14 protein-coding genes and 2 pseudogenes are annotated in these 17,290 nt (G+C 67.0%); 7 read left to right on the forward strand and 9 right to left on the reverse strand.

Annotation, left to right across the window (positions count from 1 at the left end; translation table 11 throughout):
* Window positions 1-432: 432 nt before the first annotated feature.
* Both XaplCFBP3123_RS18690 and XaplCFBP3123_RS18695 read left to right on the forward strand, forming a co-directional pair.
* A complete protein-coding gene (locus XaplCFBP3123_RS18690) occupies window positions 433-3,366 on the forward strand; it encodes a TonB-dependent receptor domain-containing protein (RefSeq protein ID WP_104535384.1) in 2,934 nt (977 codons plus the stop codon).
* Window positions 3,367-3,599: 233 nt separating this feature from the next.
* The gene (locus tag XaplCFBP3123_RS18695; protein ID WP_104535385.1) at window positions 3,600-6,077 is read left to right on the forward strand and encodes a GH92 family glycosyl hydrolase; all 2,478 of its coding nucleotides are present in this window, start codon (window positions 3,600-3,602) and stop codon (window positions 6,075-6,077) included.
* Window positions 6,078-6,548: 471 nt separating this feature from the next.
* On the opposite strand, the gene XaplCFBP3123_RS18700 is transcribed toward XaplCFBP3123_RS18695, so the two are convergent.
* The 3 genes from XaplCFBP3123_RS18700 to XaplCFBP3123_RS18710 all read right to left on the reverse strand — a co-directional run bounded on the left by XaplCFBP3123_RS18700 (window position 6,549) and on the right by XaplCFBP3123_RS18710 (window position 9,313).
* Window positions 6,549-7,964, reverse strand: coding sequence for an amino acid permease (locus XaplCFBP3123_RS18700; RefSeq protein WP_104535386.1), 1,416 nt, complete (start codon window positions 7,962-7,964; stop codon window positions 6,549-6,551).
* 212 nt (window positions 7,965-8,176) lie between these two features.
* Window positions 8,177-8,557: a hypothetical protein gene (locus tag XaplCFBP3123_RS18705; protein WP_104535387.1), complete on the reverse strand. Its 381-nt coding sequence runs from the start codon at window positions 8,555-8,557 to the stop codon at window positions 8,177-8,179.
* Window positions 8,558-8,692: 135 nt separating this feature from the next.
* Window positions 8,693-9,313: a glutathione S-transferase family protein gene (locus tag XaplCFBP3123_RS18710; RefSeq protein WP_104535418.1), complete on the reverse strand. Its 621-nt coding sequence runs from the start codon at window positions 9,311-9,313 to the stop codon at window positions 8,693-8,695.
* A gap of 247 nt (window positions 9,314-9,560) precedes the next feature.
* On the opposite strand from XaplCFBP3123_RS18710, the gene XaplCFBP3123_RS18715 reads away from it, so the two are divergent.
* The 3 genes from XaplCFBP3123_RS18715 (at window position 9,561) to XaplCFBP3123_RS18725 (ending at window position 12,507) form a co-directional block, all read left to right on the forward strand.
* On the forward strand, window positions 9,561-11,144 hold the full coding sequence (locus tag XaplCFBP3123_RS18715; protein WP_104535388.1) for a DNA recombination protein RmuC: 1,584 nt from the start codon (window positions 9,561-9,563) through the stop codon (window positions 11,142-11,144).
* Window positions 11,145-11,318: 174 nt separating this feature from the next.
* Window positions 11,319-11,723, forward strand: coding sequence for a hypothetical protein (locus XaplCFBP3123_RS18720; RefSeq protein ID WP_172453378.1), 405 nt, complete (start codon window positions 11,319-11,321; stop codon window positions 11,721-11,723).
* 232 nt (window positions 11,724-11,955) lie between these two features.
* Complete coding sequence (locus XaplCFBP3123_RS18725) at window positions 11,956-12,507, forward strand: glutathione peroxidase (protein WP_104535390.1); 552 nt, start codon at window positions 11,956-11,958, stop codon at window positions 12,505-12,507.
* Between the two features lie 235 nt (window positions 12,508-12,742).
* Here the strand turns inward: XaplCFBP3123_RS18725 and XaplCFBP3123_RS18730 are convergent, their stop codons facing one another.
* The 6 genes from XaplCFBP3123_RS18730 to XaplCFBP3123_RS18755 are packed head-to-tail and all read right to left on the reverse strand — an operon-like array spanning window position 12,743 to window position 16,860.
* Window positions 12,743-13,801 carry an MlaA family lipoprotein gene (locus XaplCFBP3123_RS18730; protein ID WP_104535391.1) on the reverse strand — a complete coding sequence of 353 codons (1,059 nt, stop codon included), beginning with the start codon at window positions 13,799-13,801 and terminating at the stop codon, window positions 12,743-12,745.
* Between the two features lie 10 nt (window positions 13,802-13,811).
* Complete coding sequence (locus tag XaplCFBP3123_RS18735; RefSeq protein WP_104535392.1) at window positions 13,812-14,111, reverse strand: STAS domain-containing protein; 300 nt, start codon at window positions 14,109-14,111, stop codon at window positions 13,812-13,814.
* Entirely contained in the window at window positions 14,101-14,763 is a 663-nt protein-coding gene (locus tag XaplCFBP3123_RS18740; RefSeq protein ID WP_104535393.1) for an MlaC/ttg2D family ABC transporter substrate-binding protein, read from the reverse strand. The genes XaplCFBP3123_RS18735 and XaplCFBP3123_RS18740 overlap by 11 nt, the downstream gene beginning before the upstream one ends.
* Window positions 14,760-15,305 (reverse strand): outer membrane lipid asymmetry maintenance protein MlaD, encoded by a 546-nt coding sequence (gene mlaD, locus XaplCFBP3123_RS18745; RefSeq protein ID WP_104535394.1) that lies wholly within the window; start codon window positions 15,303-15,305, stop codon window positions 14,760-14,762. Before mlaD ends, XaplCFBP3123_RS18740 begins: the two co-directional genes overlap by 4 nt.
* An 11-nt stretch (window positions 15,306-15,316) precedes the next feature.
* Window positions 15,317-16,066, reverse strand: a complete 750-nt coding sequence (locus XaplCFBP3123_RS18750) for an MlaE family lipid ABC transporter permease subunit (protein WP_104535395.1) — start codon at window positions 16,064-16,066, stop codon at window positions 15,317-15,319.
* Entirely contained in the window at window positions 16,066-16,860 is a 795-nt protein-coding gene (locus tag XaplCFBP3123_RS18755; protein WP_104535396.1) for an ABC transporter ATP-binding protein, read from the reverse strand. Before XaplCFBP3123_RS18755 ends, XaplCFBP3123_RS18750 begins: the two co-directional genes overlap by 1 nt.
* Before the next feature lie 158 nt (window positions 16,861-17,018).
* Between XaplCFBP3123_RS18755 and XaplCFBP3123_RS21920 the strand changes: the two are divergent.
* Both XaplCFBP3123_RS21920 and XaplCFBP3123_RS21925 read left to right on the forward strand, forming a co-directional pair.
* A pseudogene (locus tag XaplCFBP3123_RS21920) lies at window positions 17,019-17,120 on the forward strand (DUF6916 family protein); the annotation flags it as partial.
* A pseudogene (locus XaplCFBP3123_RS21925) lies at window positions 17,103-17,210 on the forward strand (autotransporter outer membrane beta-barrel domain-containing protein); the annotation flags it as partial. The pseudogenes XaplCFBP3123_RS21920 and XaplCFBP3123_RS21925, both read left to right, overlap by 18 nt.
* Window positions 17,211-17,290 lie beyond the last annotated feature (80 nt).

A 17,290-nucleotide genomic window follows, 5' to 3' on the forward strand; every position in this document is an offset into this window, starting at 1 on the left:
CCACTGGCGCGCGTGCCTGGCAGCGCCCGCGCTGCTAGCGCGGGCCGGGGCGCGGAGCGTGGGTTGGGGTAAGGGGCCGGCCCCCCCGACGCGCAACACGCCAAAGAACGCCCCTCTCAACCAACTGCGCGCAACCCAGACAAATCGCTTCAAGCCAGCTCATCCGTCAGCGCAGCTGACACGCTTCAGAACTGCAGCACCAAGTGCCCGCAACAGACTGATTCAACACGCTTAAAACACCCGTAAATTGCTCGAGCCCGCACACTTTGCTGCGCCGCGGTGTGCAGCAGCTGGTCGAGAATGCTTAATCTTTGCCAACCGATGACACATGGCCGCACTGAATTTAGATCGATCCAACTAAGTAACTCCCCTGCAAGTGTTTGAAAAGACGAAGTCTTTCCGTCGTACCACCGCCCTCGACGAGACGCTTGAATGAACCATTACCGACGTTATCGCCTGCAGCTGCTGTCGCGCGCCGTGCTGCTCGCATTGCTGTCACCCCTGCCCGCACTGGCCCAGCAGGCCAGCGCCCCGCAACAACTCGATGCGGTCACCGTGACCGGTTCGCGCATCAAGCGCGTCCAGGCCGAAGGACCGGCGCCGGTGCAGATCATCGGCTCGGAGGAGATCCGTGCGCAGGGCTTCACCACCGTCTACGACATGCTCGGCACCCTCAACCAGGCCATCGGCACGGTGGAGGCCGATGTCAGCTGGGGCTCGCATACGCCCAACGCCAGCCCGCTCAACCTGCGCAACCTCGGCCCCAACCGCAGCCTGTTGCTGGTCAACGGCCGCCGCGTGGCCGACTACCCGCTGCCGTACAACGGCCAGAGCAACGTCTCCAACTACAGCAATATCCCGGCCGCCGCGGTGGACCGGGTCGAGGTGCTCACCGGCGGTGCCTCGGCCATCTACGGCTCGGACGCGATCGCCGGCGTGGTCAACGTGATCCTCAAGCAGAACTACAGCGGCGACCAGTTCCGCATGCGCGGCGGCACCTCCAGCGAGGGCGGCCGCGATACCGCCGATGTGTCCTGGGCCGGCGGGCGCACCGGCGACAACTGGAGCGTGACCTACGCGCTGCAATACACCAGCCGCGACCCGCTGTTCGGCCGCGACCGCCCGCAGATGGACGACGCCAGCGACGCGCCCTACAGCGCCTGGACCGCCGAGCAGCGCCGGGTGGGGTTTCGCCCCAGCAGCGGCATCGCCCTGATCGACAACGCCACCGGCACCCGCCAGGCGCCGCCGCCCGGTGCCTGCGACCAGTTCGGCGGCGAGTACTACCTGGCCGACCGGCTGCTCTACAACCGCAACACCGGCGTGACCAGCAACACCGGCCAGCTGTGCGGGCTGAGCGCCGACTACGGCAACTGGCTGCTGCGCAGCGGCAGCAAGGACCTGTCCGGCTATCTCTACGGCACCTGGGAGTTCGGCAATGGGGTGCAGGCCTGGACCAACCTGGCGGTGTTCGATTCCGAGGCGCAGTGGGGCACCTCGCCGCCCGCGGTGCAGTTGCCTGCCGGGCTCGATTTCCCGGCGTTCTACGATGTGACCAGCGGCCAGCAGCTGATCGGCGTACGCCAGTTCACCGCCAACGAGGTCGGCAGCCAGGCCGGGCTGCGCAACCGCAACCGCGAGCGTTCCTGGGACATCAGCGCCGGCTTGCGCGGCACCCTGGCCGACGGCCGCTTCGATTGGGAGGCCTCGCTGGGCCGGTCCTACTACCGCGTGCAGGAGCGCATCTCCACGGTGAACTGGCAGCGCGCCAACGCCTATTTCCTCGGCCCGCAGCTGGGCACCGTGGATGGGCTGCCGGCCTATGCGCTGGATCGCGCGCGCTGGTGGACGCCGCTGACGCCGGGGCAGTACGCGCAGATCGGCGCGCACTCGGTCAACCGCGCCGCCTCCTGGGTCAACCAGGGCGCGCTCAGCCTCAGCGGCACCCTGGCCGACGGCTGGGCCGGGCCGATCCAATTCGCTGCCGTGGCCGAAGCCGCGCAACAGGGCTACCGGCTCAACCCCGATCCACGCGCCAATCTCGATTACGAGGTGCAGAACGTCGACCGCGGCGGTGGCGAGCGCACCCGTTACTCCGGCGGGCTGGAGTTCAGCGTGCCGCTGACCACCACGCTCACCGCTACCCTGGCCGGCCGCTACGATCGCTACGGCGACTACACCGCCTATAGCGACGATGCCAACCTGCTCGACATCGGCACCCAGAAGGAATCCACCTGGAGCGCTGGCCTGCAGTGGCGGCCGATCGACAGCCTGCTGTTGCGCGGCAGCTACGCCACCAGCTTCCGCACCCCGGACATGCACTATCTGCTCGGCCAACCCAGCTCGGCCCAGGTGAGCACGCTCGACCAGTACCGCTGCATCGCCAGCGGCGCCTACCGGATCAACAACTGCACTGGCGACAACACCGCAGTGACCTATCCGTTCGCGATCAACCGCCGCGGCACCCCGGATCTGGACGCGGAGCTGGGCAATTCGTGGACGGTGGGGTTTGTCTGGGACGCGTTCGAGCATGTCTCGTTCACCGCCGACTTCTGGAGCATCCATCTGGAAGACGAGATCCGCGATATCGACGAGACCACCATCCTGCGCGACGAGGCCGGCTGCCGCACCGGGCTGACCATCACCCCTGGCCAGGCCTGGTCCAACCCCGGCGGTGCCGATTACTGCGCCTCGATCCTGGCCCGCGTGCAGCGCGATGCAGGCGGCGCGATCACCGCGATCGAGCGCGGGCCGATCAACCTGGCCCAGCGCGATGTGCGCGGCCTGGACCTGTCGGCGCGCTACCAGCTCACCACCGGCGTCGGCGATTTCCAGCTGGGTCTGGATTACACCAACCTGCGCTCGATGCGCGAGCAGACCTACCGCACCGACCCCAACCCCGAGCGCCGCGACCGCGACATCCGCAGCAAGCTGCGCGGCAGCGTGAGCTGGCTGTACGGCAACTGGAACGCCACCGTCTACGGCGACCGGGTCGGCGCGGTGCCCGGCGTGCGCTCGCACTGGGGCCTAGACCGGCTCGACAACCCCGGCGGCTGCGTGCCGTTTGCCGATGGCGGCGTGCCCGACGACCGCGCCAACTGCACCGACACCGATCCGGCCAGCCCCACTTTCGGCCAGAGCACCCGCAAATACTACGGCCGCATCGGCCCGGCGATCACCTGGAACGTCAATCTCGGCTACCGCATCACCCCGGCGATGAAGCTCAACCTCTACGTCAACAACGTCTTCAACAGCACCGGCTACAACCACAAGGATCCGTACAAGCTCGATTACGAGTTCTACAACAGCCGCCTGTTCAGCCCGGTCGGGCGCGAGATCGCGGCAGAATACGTGTTCGATTTCTGAGGCGGGCAAGCGCACCCGGCCAGATTGTCAGACGGCAGCGGGTGGCAGTCCCGGCGCCGGCCCTGCACGTGGGTGGCGGCCGGTGTCGGCCATCCTCCACTGCCGGAATTACGCATAGGCGTGCCGCCGGTCGTTCGAATGCGGTCGTTGTGCGTCGATCGCTGCGTGGTGCAGCGGTCGGCATGGATCCTCCACCTGCGGCTTCGGTCGCCCTCTCCCCCGAGGTGTCTTGCATGCTCTGCGCAGTTTCGTCCGACCGTTCCGTCTCGCGGCGTGCTGCGCTGCCATTCTGGCGCCGCGCCGCCGCCGGCCTGTGTCTGCTCGGCATGGCTGTGTGCGCGCCGCTGGCCGCGCAGGACCCGGCGCAGGTCAACACCTTCATCGGCAGCAAGGACGACGGCAACACCTTCCCCGGTGCCTCGGCCCCGTTCGGCCTGGTCCAGGTCAGCCCGATCGGCGCGCACTACGCCGGCTGGCGCTACGACGATCCCGGCATCCGCGGCTTCGGCCATTCGTTCCTGTCCGGGGCCGGCTGCTGGGAGCAGGGTGGGCAGGTCTCGGTGCTGCCGGTCACCGGCCGCATCGGCCCGGGGGGCGACTTCGACACCGCCGACGCCAAGGCCTTCGACCAGAAGCGCTATGCCGCCCGCTACACCCATGACGGCGAAGTGGGCCAGGCCGGTTACTACAAGGTGCGGCTGACCGACTACGGCGGCATCGACGCCGAAGCCACCGCGCTCACCCGCGCCGCCGCCGAGCGCTACAGCTTCGCACCAGGCGCCGACACCGGCCATGTGCTGGTCAACCTCGGCCAGGCCAACGACCGCCACGTGGTGATCGGCAGCCAGCTGCAGGTGGTCGGCGACCGCGTGGTCGAAGGCAAACTGACCACGCAGAGCTTCTGCGGCGGCCACGAATACACCACCTGGTTCCGGCTGGAATTCGACCGCCCGTTTACCGCGCACGGGGTCTGGGGTGAAGACGGCGGCGTACCCGACGCGCGCCACGGCATGGGCGGCGAACTTAAGCCCAACGGCGCCTGGCTCAGTTTCCCGTTGGGCAAGGACAAGCGCACACGGGCAGTGACCGTGGTCAGCGCCATCTCGCACGTGGATGCCGAAGGCGCGCGCAACAACCTGCGCGCAGACGGCATGCTCGGCGGCAAGCCGCTAGGTCTGGAGCAGATGCGCCAACGCGCGCAACAGGCCTGGCGCAAGGAACTGGCCAGCATGCAGCTGGACGGCGCCAGCGCCGACGATCGCAGCGTGGCCTATACCGCGCTGTATCACGCCCTGCTGCAGCCGTTGACCGGCAGCGATGCCGATGGCCGCTATCGCGGCTTCGACGATGCGATCCACCGCGCCGATGGCTGGACCTACTACGAATATTTTTCGCTGTGGGACACCTATCGCTCGCAGAACCAGTTGCTCGCCTTGCTGCAACCGGCGCGCGCGCGCGACATCGGCCGCTCGCTGCTGGCGATCCATCAGCAAGGCGGCTGGCTGCCGCGCTGGGGCTACGCCAACTTCGACACCAACATCATGACCGGCGACCCGGTGACCCCGTTCCTGGTCGACCTGTGGCGCTTCGGCGCGCTGCAGGGCAGTGAAACCGAGGCCTACGCCGCGCTGCGCCAGAACGCCTTCGGCCAGCCGCCCATCAATTCGCGCCACGCCGGGCGCTCGGGCAACGCCAGCTACCTGGCCAACGGCTACGTGCAATACGACCGTGCCTTCCCCTCCAAGGGCATGGACGTGGACCCGCACCACGGCGGCTCGGCCACGCTGGAATACGCGCTGGCCGACTGCGCGCTGGCGCAGATGGCGCACGCGCTCGGCCACACCGACGACAGCGCGCTGCTACGCAAACGCGGCGGCAACTGGCACCACGTCTGGGACGCCGGCGTGCGCGATGCCGACACCGGCTTCAGCGGGTTTCCGCGGCCCCGACTGGAAGACGGCAGCTGGTACGCCCCCTCGGACGATCGCTACAGCCCGCGTTCGCAGCATGGCTTCCACGAAGGCACCGCCTGGCAATACCAGTGGCTGGTGCAGCAGGACATCCCCGGCATGCTGCAGGCCATGCATGGCAGCGAGCAGGCCGGCAAGCGCCTGGACGCCTTCTTCGCCTACGACGACCTGCTGAAGGACCCGCTCAACGCCGCGCGCACGCACTGGGTGGTCGGCCCGTACAGCTATTACAACCAGTACCGCTACAACCCCAACAACGAACCGGACCTGCACGCCCCGTGGATGTACACGTTGATCGGCCAGCCGTGGAAGACCGCCACCGTGGTGCGCGCTGCGCAGCAGCTATTCACCAACGCGCCCAATGGCGTCACCGGTAACGACGATCTCGGCACCATGTCGGCCTGGTACCTGTTCAGCGCGCTGGGCCTGTATCCGGCGGTGCCGGGCAGCGGGCAGTTCCTGCTGCACGCCCCGCGCTTCAAGCGGGTCACGTTGAACCTGGGCAACGGCAAGCGCCTGCGCATCGACGCCCCCGGCGCCGACGGCCGCGCGCTGCAATACGTGGACAGCGTGCGTTTCAACGGCACACCGCAGCGGCAGGTGTTCCTGGACTGGGCCCAGCTGCAGCAGGGCGGCACCTTGTCGTTCGCATTGACCAAGCAGGCGCCGACCCAGGGCTGGGGCACGCAACCAGACGCATTGCCTACCTCGTTCTGCGCCACGCCTGCCGCCGCGCCGTGATTCAAGCGCCGGCATTGCGAGCGCGGGCCGGCGGCGCAGCCTGAAAGCCTGAAAACCCCTCTCCAGGTGGGAGAAAGAAGGGTACAGCGCACCTGTGTTGATTCATTCTTGAAGGCGCGTGGCGACGCGTTCGTCATTGCTGGTCATTGGTGGATATCCGACGCGTCCCTCATCCGCCCTACGGGCACCTTCTCCCGGTGGGAGAAGGGTACAGCGCACCTGTGTTGATTCATTCTTGAAGGCGCGTGGCGACGCGTTCGTCATTGCTGGTCATTGGTAGATATCCGAGGCGCCCCTCATCCGCCCTGCGGGCACCTTCTCCCGGTGGGAGAAGGGTACAGCGCACCTGTGTTGATTCATTCTTGAAGGCGCGTGGCGACGCGTTCGTCATTGCTGGTCATTGGTGGATATCCGAGGCGCCCCTCATCCACCCTGCGGGCACCTTCTCCCTAGGGGAGAAGAGAAGTCACCTCAACCAACCTTCCCCAACCGGCTATTCCGCCGCCCATAGGCCACATACACCACCACACCCAGCACGTTCCAGACCAGAAACCACCCCTGCGTCGTGCTTGGCAGACTCCAGAACAGATACAGGCAGCCCAGGATCGCCACCGGTCCCACCACCCACGCCAGCGGCGTCCGGAAGGAGCGCGCACGCGTCGGCTCGCGCACGCGCAGCACCAGCAGGCACGCCGCCACCGCAGTGAACGCCGCCAGGGTTCCGGCATTGGCCAGTGCGGCAATTTCATCCAGGCGTGCCACACCCGCCAACGCGGCTACCAGCACCGCCGTGAACAGGGTGATGGCCACCGGCGTGCCGGTGCGTGCGTTGACCTTGGACAAGCCGCGCGGCAACAGGCCATCGCGCGACATCACGAAGAAGATGCGGCTCTGCCCGTACAGAAACGCCAGCAGCACCGTCGGCAGCGCGATGATCGCCACCGCGCCGATCACCAACGCCGCCTTGCCGTGGCCGAGTTCGCGCATGATCAGCGCCAACGGCTCCGGGCTCTTGCCGAACACGGTGAAGCTCATCGCGCCCACCGCCGACAACGCCACCAGTACATAGATCAGCGTGCAGCCGATCATCGAGCCGACGATGCCGATCGACAGATCGCGCCCCGGGTTCTTGGTCTCTTCGGCCGCGGTGGAGATCGCATCGAAGCCGTAGAACGCGAAGAAGATGATCGCCGCCGCGGCCATTACCCCGCGCTCCACGCCATCGGCACCTTCGGTCTTGGGAAAGCCATACGGCATGAACGGCTGCAGGTTGGCGCTGTCGAACGCCGGCAACGCAATCGCCACGAACACGCCCAGCGCCACGATCTTCAGCACCACCAGCACCGCGTTGAGGGTGGCGCTTTCCTTGGTGCCGGCCATCAGCATGCCGGCGACCAGGAAGGTGATCACCACCGCCGGCAGGTTGACGATGCCGCCGGCATGCGGCCCGGCCACCAGGGCATGCGGCAGGTTGACCCCCAGCCACTGCAGGAAGCCGACGAAATAGCCCGACCAGCCTACCGCCACCGTGCTCACCACCAGCGAGTATTCCAGCACCAGGCTCCAGCCCACCACCCAGGCGATGCTCTCGCCAAGCGCGGTGTAGCTGTAGGTGTAGGCGCTGCCGGCAGCCGGCATCATCGTGGCCATCTCCGCATACGCCAGCGCCGCGCAGGCGCACACGATGCCGGCCGCCACGAACGACAGCAGCACCGCCGGGCCGGCCTTGTCCGCGCCCACGCCGATCAACGTGTAGATGCCGGTGCCGACGATCGCGCCGATGCCCAGCGCGACCAGATGCGGCCAACTCAGGCTGCGGACCAGCTGCCGGCCGGCCTCGTGCACGGTGACCTGATCGATGGATTTGCGCCTGAGCCAAGACGACATGCGGACCTCGCGGGAACAAAAGAAGGCGCGAGTGTCGCCCAACGCGCCGCAGCAAAGCTATCGGTCCAAGGTCATGCGTCGGCGCCAGCGTGGCCGCGCCCGCGCGCCCACCGCATCAGCCGGGTGCGGGCCGCCCGCCGGTCCCCGGCCAAGCGACCGCCACCCGCGATCCCGCTTTTACGAATCTCCAATCCCAAATCCCCAATCTCCGCTCACTCAACAGACGGGCGATGCGGTGGGCGCACGTTGCGATAGACCAGCTGTACCGCCCACGCGCCAACCAGGCCGACCGCGCCGGCGGCAAAGTGGGTCCAGTCGAGCACCCGTGGCGCCGCACCGTTGGCGTCATGCCCCCAGAAGTTGAACCACAGCAGTACCAAGGCGGTAACCCCGATCCCGATCCAGAACCACAGCCGCGTGCCCCCGATCGCATAGAACCCGAACGGCAAGGCTGCGCCGATCAAAAAGTGCACAGGGAAGAAATACGCCGTGCCGTACGGCCGCATCAGGTACCAGACGATCGCCGCAAAGCTGCCCAGAAAAACGAACAGGCCCAGCGCGAACAGACGGGTTTGGTTGGTGGCGGTGGTCATCAGCAGGCCTGGCAGGAACGAAGCCTCACCCTAGCGATGCGCAGGTCACGTTGAGGTCAATGCGGCGCGATCTGCCTGCAACTCCATGACCGCGGCGCTGTTTCGTTCGCTTTGCGCAGCGGCTGCAGGCCCGGTCTACGGCGCATTGCAGCCATGACGTTGAAAACCGGCACGCGTCTTCAGGCGGGCGTGGTACGCCGCCACCGCAGGCAACGCCGGCCGCTCGATCGGGCTGGCAAACCAGCGCTGCGCAGATAATCCCAACACGATATCGGCCAGGGTGAAATCCGCTCCGAGCACGAACGGGCCGCCGCGTTGCAGCTGTGCCTCCAGAATTCCCATGTGCCGATTCCACTCGCCCACGCTCGCCGCAATCGCCTGCGTATCGGTATGCGCCGCGCTGCGACGCACGCGGGCCATGAACGCGTAACGCCAGGCGTTGTTGAGCTCGGTGGCCTGCCAATCCATCCATTGCTCGACCAGCGCACGTACAGCGGGAGCTGTCGGCAACAGGTCGGTGCGACCTGCATGCGCGGCCAGGTACCGGCAGATCGTGTTCGACTCCCACAGCACCAGATCGCCGTCGCGGATCACCGGCACCAGTGCGTTGGGGTTGAGCGCGCGAAACGCCGGCGTCTCCACCGATGCAAACCCGCTGCCATACGCGTGCAGCGTGTAGTCCAGCGCCAGTTCCTCGCACAGCCACAGCACCTTGCGCACATTGATGGAGGTCGGCTTTCCGTAAAGTTCGAGCACGGTCGGTCGCGGGTTGGGCAGGTCGCTCACCTTAGCGCGCGTGCCTGCACCTGCGCAGCAATCCGGACCCTGGCGCGATGCCGCGCCGCTTCGTATCACCACCAGGCCCATTGCAGACTTCGCCCACCTGCCTCCGGCGCAGTGCGCGCGCCAACCAGCCGCACTCTGTGCCCTGCAGCCGCACCGACACCTCCGGCCGGCAAGCCGCTGACGCAGCCCCTGCGACCGGCCCGGCTACACTGCGCGCATGTCATCCGAATCCCTGATCCTTCTCGGACTGCTCGTCGCAGTCCTGGTGTTGCAGCTGATCGCGCTGCTGCGACGTCCTTCCACCAGCGGCCTGGAGCTGGCGCTGCGCGCCGAGCAACGCGACGGCCGCGGCGAATTGCGCGAGCAACTCGAAGGCTTGGCGCGGCAGCAGGACGGCCGCCTGGAAACCTTCGCGCGCAATCTCACCGAACTGTCCACGCGCACCGATCAGCGCCTGGACCTGTTGCGCGACGCACTCGGCGAAGACGCCCGCAAGGCGCGCGAAGAAAGCGCTCTTGCGCAACAACGCACCGGCGAGCTGCTCACGCTGCGGCTGACCGAATTGCGCACCCAGCTCGACGGCTTCGGCCAGCAGCAGGAAACCCGCATCCAGGTGTTCGGCCAGCAACTGACCGAGCTGATCGCACGCACCGACACCCATATGGCCGCCCTGCGCGACGCGCTGGCCGAAGATTCCCGCAAGGGCCGGCAAGAGGCCGGCGAGTCGCAGCAGCGCTTCACCGAGGCTTTAGGGCAACGTCTGACCGAACTCACCCAGCGCAACGAACTGCGCATCGGCGAAATGCGCGCCACGCTGGAACAACAGCTGGCCAACCTGCAGAACGACAACGCCAGCAAGCTCGAACTGATGCGCGCCACCGTCGACGAAAAACTGCAGACCACGCTCAACACGCGCCTGGATGCCTCCTTCAAGCTCGTCTCCGAACGCCTGGAGCAGGTGCAGCGCGGCCTGGGCGAAATGCAGCAGCTGGCCACCGGCGTGGGCGATCTCAAGCGCGTGCTGACCAACGTCAAGGACCGCGGCGGCTGGGGCGAAGTGCAGCTGGAGAACATCCTCGAGCAGACGTTGACGATGGAGCAGTACGCGCGCAGCGTGCGCATCAGGCCCGATAGCGCCGAAGCGGTGGATTTTGCGATCCGCCTGCCGGGGCGTGGCGACGACACCGTGGTGTGGCTGCCGGTCGATGCCAAGTTCCCGCGCGAGGACTACGAGCGCCTGATCGACGCCCAGGAAAAGGGCGACCTCGACGCGATCAAGACGTCGACCGCGCAGCTGGAACGCGCCATCCGCATCCAGGCCAAGTCGATCAGCGACAAGTACGTCTGCCCGCCGCACACGACCGACTTCGCGGTGATGTTCCTGCCCACCGAAGGCCTGTACGCCGAAGTGATCCGTCGCGCCGGCCTGGTCGATCTGCTGCAGCGCGAACATCGCGTGGTGCTGGCCGGCCCGACCACGTTCACCGCCCTGCTCAACAGCCTGCAGATGGGCTTCCGCACGCTGGCGATCGAAAAGCGCTCCAGCGAGGTCTGGCAGGTGCTGGGCGCGGTGAAGAGCGAGTTCGGCAAATTCGCCGGCATTCTCGAAAAGGCCGAGCGGCAGATCACCACGGTCGGCAAGAGTCTGGGCGAAGCCAGCCGCAAGACCCGCACCATCGAACGCCGCCTGCGAGGCGTGGAAACCCTGGCCAGCGAACATTCCCAAGCGCTGCTGGACGATGCCGGCAGCGACGACACCGGAAGCAGCGGCGAAGAAGACAGCAACGACGAGCAGGAGTGATCCGCTGCGGAAGGTGATGCCACACGCCATGACGTAGGAGCGCACCCGGGCGCGACCAGGCGTTACCGATAACGCCTCATCGCGCCCGGGTGCGCTCCTACGAACGCAGGTCTCTTCCTGCGCCCGATAGCGAGCACGCCACGCAGACATCGCCACCGCGATGCTTGCACCCACCTGATTCAAGAAGAGATGGTTCCCATGGCGACCCGATGGATCCACGCAGCGCTCTGCGCGCTGCTGCTGACCGCATGCAGCACTACCCCGGCTGCCAGGTCGGGCGCTGCCGCGAGCGCCCCGCAGCCACCGCACGCCGTCTCCGCCGACGCTGCCGAATGCACGGCAAAGGGCGGGCAGCTACGTCCGGTCGGCCGCATGCAGACGGTGCGTTGCGTGGTGCCGTATGCCGACGCCGGCAAGACCTGCAGCGACAACTCCGATTGCAGCGGCGATTGCCTGGCCACCAGTATCGTGCCGACCGGCACTGCGACATCCGGCACCTGCCAGCGCGACAGCGACCGCTTCGGTTGCCGCCAGGAAGTGGTCAGCGGCATGGGCCAGGCCGCGTTGTGCATCGATTGATGGCTTCGAATGTGGCGAACGTCGAGTCTTCGGTCTCGGTCCGTCGTACGAGGAACGTTCCGGCTCAATGGGTGCGTTCTTAGAGCGGAAGAAAGTACGCGCTTGCCCTGGCCGATCAGCCGATCGGCCAGTACGCGTCGCTGGAGACAGCTGCCAGCAGCCTGCGCCAGCGGCATCGCTCGCTCCACCCTGGCGGTTTATGCTCTCGACTCTACCTGTCCAGGACGTACCAATGAGCCAGCCCCTTTACGACATCCCCGTGGCCCGCATCGACGGTGAGCCCGCCACGCTGGCCGACTATCGCGGCAAGGTATTGCTGGTGGTCAACGTCGCCTCCAAGTGCGGACTGACCCCGCAGTACGAAGGTCTGGAAGCGCTGTATCGCGACAAGCAGGCACAGGGACTGGAAGTGCTGGGCTTTCCGGCCAACGACTTCAAGGGCCAGGAGCCCGGCAGCGAGGCGGAGATCGCCCAGTTCTGCCAGCTCACCTATGACGTGACCTTTCCGATGTTCTCCAAGATCGCAGTCACCGGCGCCCAGATCCATCCCGTGTATCAGGCATTGACCAGCGCCCGCCCGCAGGCCACCGGCGACGGCCCGATGCGCGAAAAGCTGGCCGGTTACGGCATCGCACCCAACCCGGCACCGGGCGTGCTGTGGAACTTCGAAAAATTCCTGATCGGCCGCGACGGCACCGTCATCGACCGCTTCGCGCCCGATGTCCCCGCCGCCGACGCACGCCTGCGTGCAGCGGTGGATGCGGCGCTGGCATCGGCTGCTTAAGGCTCTCTACCAGGGCGGGAAGCCACGCGTGCGCGCCAGCGGCGCGTGCGCCTTTCGACCGCACGCCGTCGATCAGGCCCGAACCCGCGTTGCGCTCAGGCGAGTGACATCGCAATTGCAATCCGCAGACGCAACCAAGTCTTCAGTGCCCACGTCGCATGATTGTTGCGGAAGACAAAAAGCCCGGGATCGCTCCCGGGCTTCGGTACTCATTCCAAACCGCACGCTCGATCGATCAACGAATCCACTGCGGGATCGGCATCGCATCCACCGGCACGGTGCTGTCCTTGTCCTCGCGCAGGTAGTCGGGCAGCTCGTTGTCCTTCTGGCGGTGGCTGCGCAGGTCGCGCACGATCTGGTAGTTGCGGCGCTGCATCCATGCATCACGGGTCAGCGCGTATTCGTCCGGTGCCTGGTCGCGCAGCGAATCCAGCGACATCAGCTGCGAGCGCGTATCCACCAGCTGCAAACCCTGCAGGGCGAAGCGCGCACCGCTGTCGTCGACCTGGCGCAACGGCGAGAGCGGAATGTCGCCGCCCAGGCCGAAGGTATCGCGCACGGTGCGTGGGCCAAACAGCGGCAACTCGAAGTAGCGCGAATTGCGCCAGCCCCACACACCCAGGGTCTGGCCGAAGTCTTCGCTGCGGCGCGGAATGCCGGCAGCGGAGGCCGGGTCGAACAGACCGGCCACGCCCAGCGTGGAATTCATCACGAAGCGGCCCAGGGACTGCACGGCATACACTGGGTGGCCCTGCAGCAGCTGATTGACCATGGTCAGCGGCGTGCCGAGGTTGTCGAAGAAGTTGGTCACGCCCAGGCGGGCCGGACGCGGCACCACCTTGGTATAGCCGGTGGCCAACGGACGCGCCACGCCGCGATCAACGGCCAGGTTGAAGCGGTGCATGCCGCGGTTGTAGCGCTCCCACGGATCGTAGGGCGGCGCGTCACCGGGCTGGCCCGGTGCACCGTTGGCGCGGGCCTGCGGGGTGGTGGGGCCGTAGAGCGCAGCGTAGTCGTCTTCGGCCGAGGTGGCGGCACCTGCGGTACCGGCGCTGGCATCGGCGCCGGTCTGGTCGGCAGGTGCCGCGGCGGTGGCCGGCAGGGCATCCGGTGCGGCAAAGCCGGCCGCGGCCGGCTGCGCCGTCACACCGGCATCGTCACGCACCGGCGCCGGGGTCGCGTCCGCGACGGTCTCGGCAGCGGACGCAGGCGGTGCGGACTTCGGAGCGTGGCTGGCGCAGGCACCAAGCAATAGGCAGGCGGCCAACAAGGAAAGGGGGCGAAGCTGGGTCATGGGGTGGCGCTCAGGCCTGGAAATCGAAAGTAGGGGACAAACGGTAGGCGGCACGCAATTCGTCCAGACCGGACGCTTCACCCACCACCGTGACGGGACCGGCACCGGTATTGCGCAGCCGCGCAGCCAGTTCGGCCAGCATCGCGACGCCGGCGCTGTCCAGGCGTTGTACACCCGACAGGTCCAGCGTGCGAATGCCGTCCAGCTGCGCGATCGCCTGCGGCCAGGCCGCAGTGATCGCGTCGCGGTCGAGCACGCCGGTCAGTGCCAGCGTCTGACCATTGCGTTGCACGGAGCTGTTACTTGCCATTGGCCGGTGCCGGAGCGACCTGCAGATTGCCGCTGCGCAGCTCTGCGGCGACCTTGGCGATGCCCTTCTCGCGCAGCGGGCCGTCGAACTGGGTCTTGAAGGTCTGCACGTAGGAGATGCCTTCGATCATCACGTCGAAGATCTTCCACTGGCCACCGACGTTACGCATCATGTAATCGACCGGGGTCGGGTCGTTGCCGGCGCGCAGCAGGTCGGTGGACACCTTGACGCCGCGGTTGCCCGGCAGCGCGCTCTCGGACTTGGCGCGGAAAGTCGGCTTGCCTTCGAAGTTCAGCAACGCGGTGCCGTAACGCTGCATCAGGTTGTCGGCCAGCGCATCGGCAAACAGCTTGACGTCCGCATCGGAGGCGCCACGGCCGTTGACGCCCAGCACCAGGCGGGCCGAGTAGTCGCGGTCGAAGGCCTTGTTCAATTCGCCATTGATGTACTGGCGCAGGGCGGCCGGGTTGCTGCGGAACTCGGCGCGGCGCTGATCCAGCGTGCCCAGGATGCGGGTGCTGCTGTCGATGACGGTCTTGGTCGCCGCGCCCTGCGCAGGCGCGCTGGCGGCAGCCGGCTGCGCCAGCACGGTGGCCGGTGCGCACACCAGTAGGGTCGAGGCCAGGATGGCGGAAAGCAGGGTGGTCTTCATTGGTGTGGTTCCGTAGAGGGAGGAGCGGTCTGGGCAGGCGCGGGGGCCTGGCCATCGGTGGCGGCCGGGGCATTGCTGCCGCCACCGCCACCACTGAACATGTATTTGCCGACCAGCTGCAGCAGATCCACTGCCGGCTGGGTGAAGCCGATTTCTTCGCCCGGTTTGAGCGTCTCCGGGTCGCCGCCCGGCTGCAGCCCGATATAACTCTCGCCCAGCAAACCGCTGGTGAAGATGCCGGCCGAAGTGTCGGCGGGCAGATCCTTGTATTTGTCGTCCAGCGACAGGGTCACCACCGAATCGAACTTGGTCGGGTCCAGGCTGATGTCGGACACCTTGCCGATGGTCACGCCGCCGATCTTCACCGGTGCCTGCGCACGCAGCTGGCCGATCTGGCTGAAGCGCGCGGTCAGCGTGTACTGGCTGGACCCGAAGCCCCAGCGCTGGTTGGTCGAGGCCACCGCCAGCACCAGCAGCGAGGCCAGGGTCAGCAGCAGAAAGGCGCCGACGGCGAATTCGAGGCGTGGTCCACGCATGGCCATAGTTATTCCACTCACCTAAACAACATTGCAGAAAGGACGAAGTTGAACATCAGCACCAGCAGCGAGGCGTTCACCACCGCACGGGTGGTGGCGATCGAGGTGCCTTCGATGGTCGGCTCGGCGTGGAAGCCCACGTAGGCGGCGACCAACGCGGCCGTGCCGCCGAAGATCGCCGACTTGAGCATCGCCACGCCGAAGTCGTCCCAGAAGTCCACGCTGTTGCTCAACCCCGACCAGAATGTGCCGTTGTCGATGCCCAACACGTGTACGGCCTCGAAGTAGCCGCCGGTGATGGCCAGCGAACAGAACACGCCGGTCAGCAACGGCACCGTCAGCACCGCCGCCCAGAAGCGCGGCGCCACCGCCTTGGCGACCGGATCGATGGCCATCAGCTCCAGCGCCTTGATCTGGTCGGTGGCGCGCATCAGGCCAAGCTCGGCCGCGATCGAACTGCCGGCCCGGCCAATGAACAACAGCGCGGTCAGCACCGGTGCCAGCTCGCGGTACAGCGACAACCCCAATAACGTGGACAGCGCATCCGACGCACCGTAGGTGGTCAGCGTGCGGTAGCCCTGCAGGGTCAGCACCAGGCCGACGAAGGCGCCGCCGACGGCGATGATCGGCAGCGAGCGCGCGCCGACCTTGTAGATCTCGCGCACCAGCTCGGCGATGAAGTCGCGCGTGGGCACCGAGCCGCGCAGCACGGTCAGCGAGAACAGCCCGGCGCGGCCGAAGGCGCGGATCGACTCGACCATGGCCATCAGGCAGCACTCCGGTCGCGCCGCGGCGCCGCATCGAAGGCGATCGGCCCATCCGGCTGGCCATGCAGGAACTGCTGCACCAGCGGATCGGTGCTGTCCTGCAATTGCTCCGGCGTGCCGGCGAACACGATGCCGCCATTGGCGATCACCACCGCCTGGTCGCTGATCGGCAGGGTTTCGTGCACGTGGTGGCTGACGATGATGCTGGTCAGGCCAAGGCTGTCGTTGAGGCGCTGGATCAGGCTCATGATCACGCCCGAGGCGATCGGGTCCAGCCCGGTCAGCGGTTCGTCGTAGATCATCAGCGGCGGGTCCAGTGCCAGCGCACGCGCCAGCGCCACACGCCGCGCCATGCCGCCGGACAACTCGCGCGGCCAGGCATCGGCGGCGGCCAGCAGACCCACCGCATGCAGCTTCATCTGCACCAGGCGCTGCAGCACCGGCGCCGGCAGGCGCGTATGCGTACGCAGCGGCAGCGCGACGTTGTCGGCCACGCTCAGGTCGGTCAACAGGCCATTGCCCTGCAGCAGCACGCCGACATTGCGACGCATCTCCAGCAGTGCACGGTTGCCGTGCGGGATCGCGTTGCCGAACAGGGTGACCGTGCCGGCGACCGGACGCAGCTCGCCGGTCAGCGCGGCCAGCAAGGTCGACTTGCCGCTACCGGAAGGACCGAGCACGGCCGTGATGCTGCCGCGTGGCACCTCGAGCGAGACGTCGCGCAGGATCGTGCGGCCGCCGCGATCGATGCGGACACCGGACAACTGCACGACAGGGGATGCGGACGCCGTCATCGAAGCCTTTAACAGAATTCCAACGCGATAGAGTAGCCGTCACACGGCTGAACATAACCGAACCGGCGCGTGCAGTATTGTCGCATGACGCCTATGCCGCGGCAGACGCGTTGCAGCCGATACGCATGCAACAAGCCGTCTCATGCATGACGCAACGCAATGTGCTGTTCCGCAACAGCTCGGCATTCCTGTTTCCGCAGCAGACCTATCAGCTGCGCCACACGTGGCTGGGCGAGTTCAGCGCGGCATTGCTGACCGTACAGGGCCTGTCGACGCGGTTGGAGCACCGCAGCATCACCGATGGCGACAACAACAACGATCCGGCATGGATGATCAATCTGGAACAGCAAAGACTGATCGTCTCCAGCGTCATGCACCAAGCCAACGCGATGGGCAGGGCGAATACCCCGGCCCATCGCGTGTGCGGTGC

Origin of the sequence: Xanthomonas arboricola pv. populi (assembly GCF_002939945.1) — a bacterium.
Taxonomy (GTDB): domain Bacteria; phylum Pseudomonadota; class Gammaproteobacteria; order Xanthomonadales; family Xanthomonadaceae; genus Xanthomonas; species Xanthomonas arboricola_A.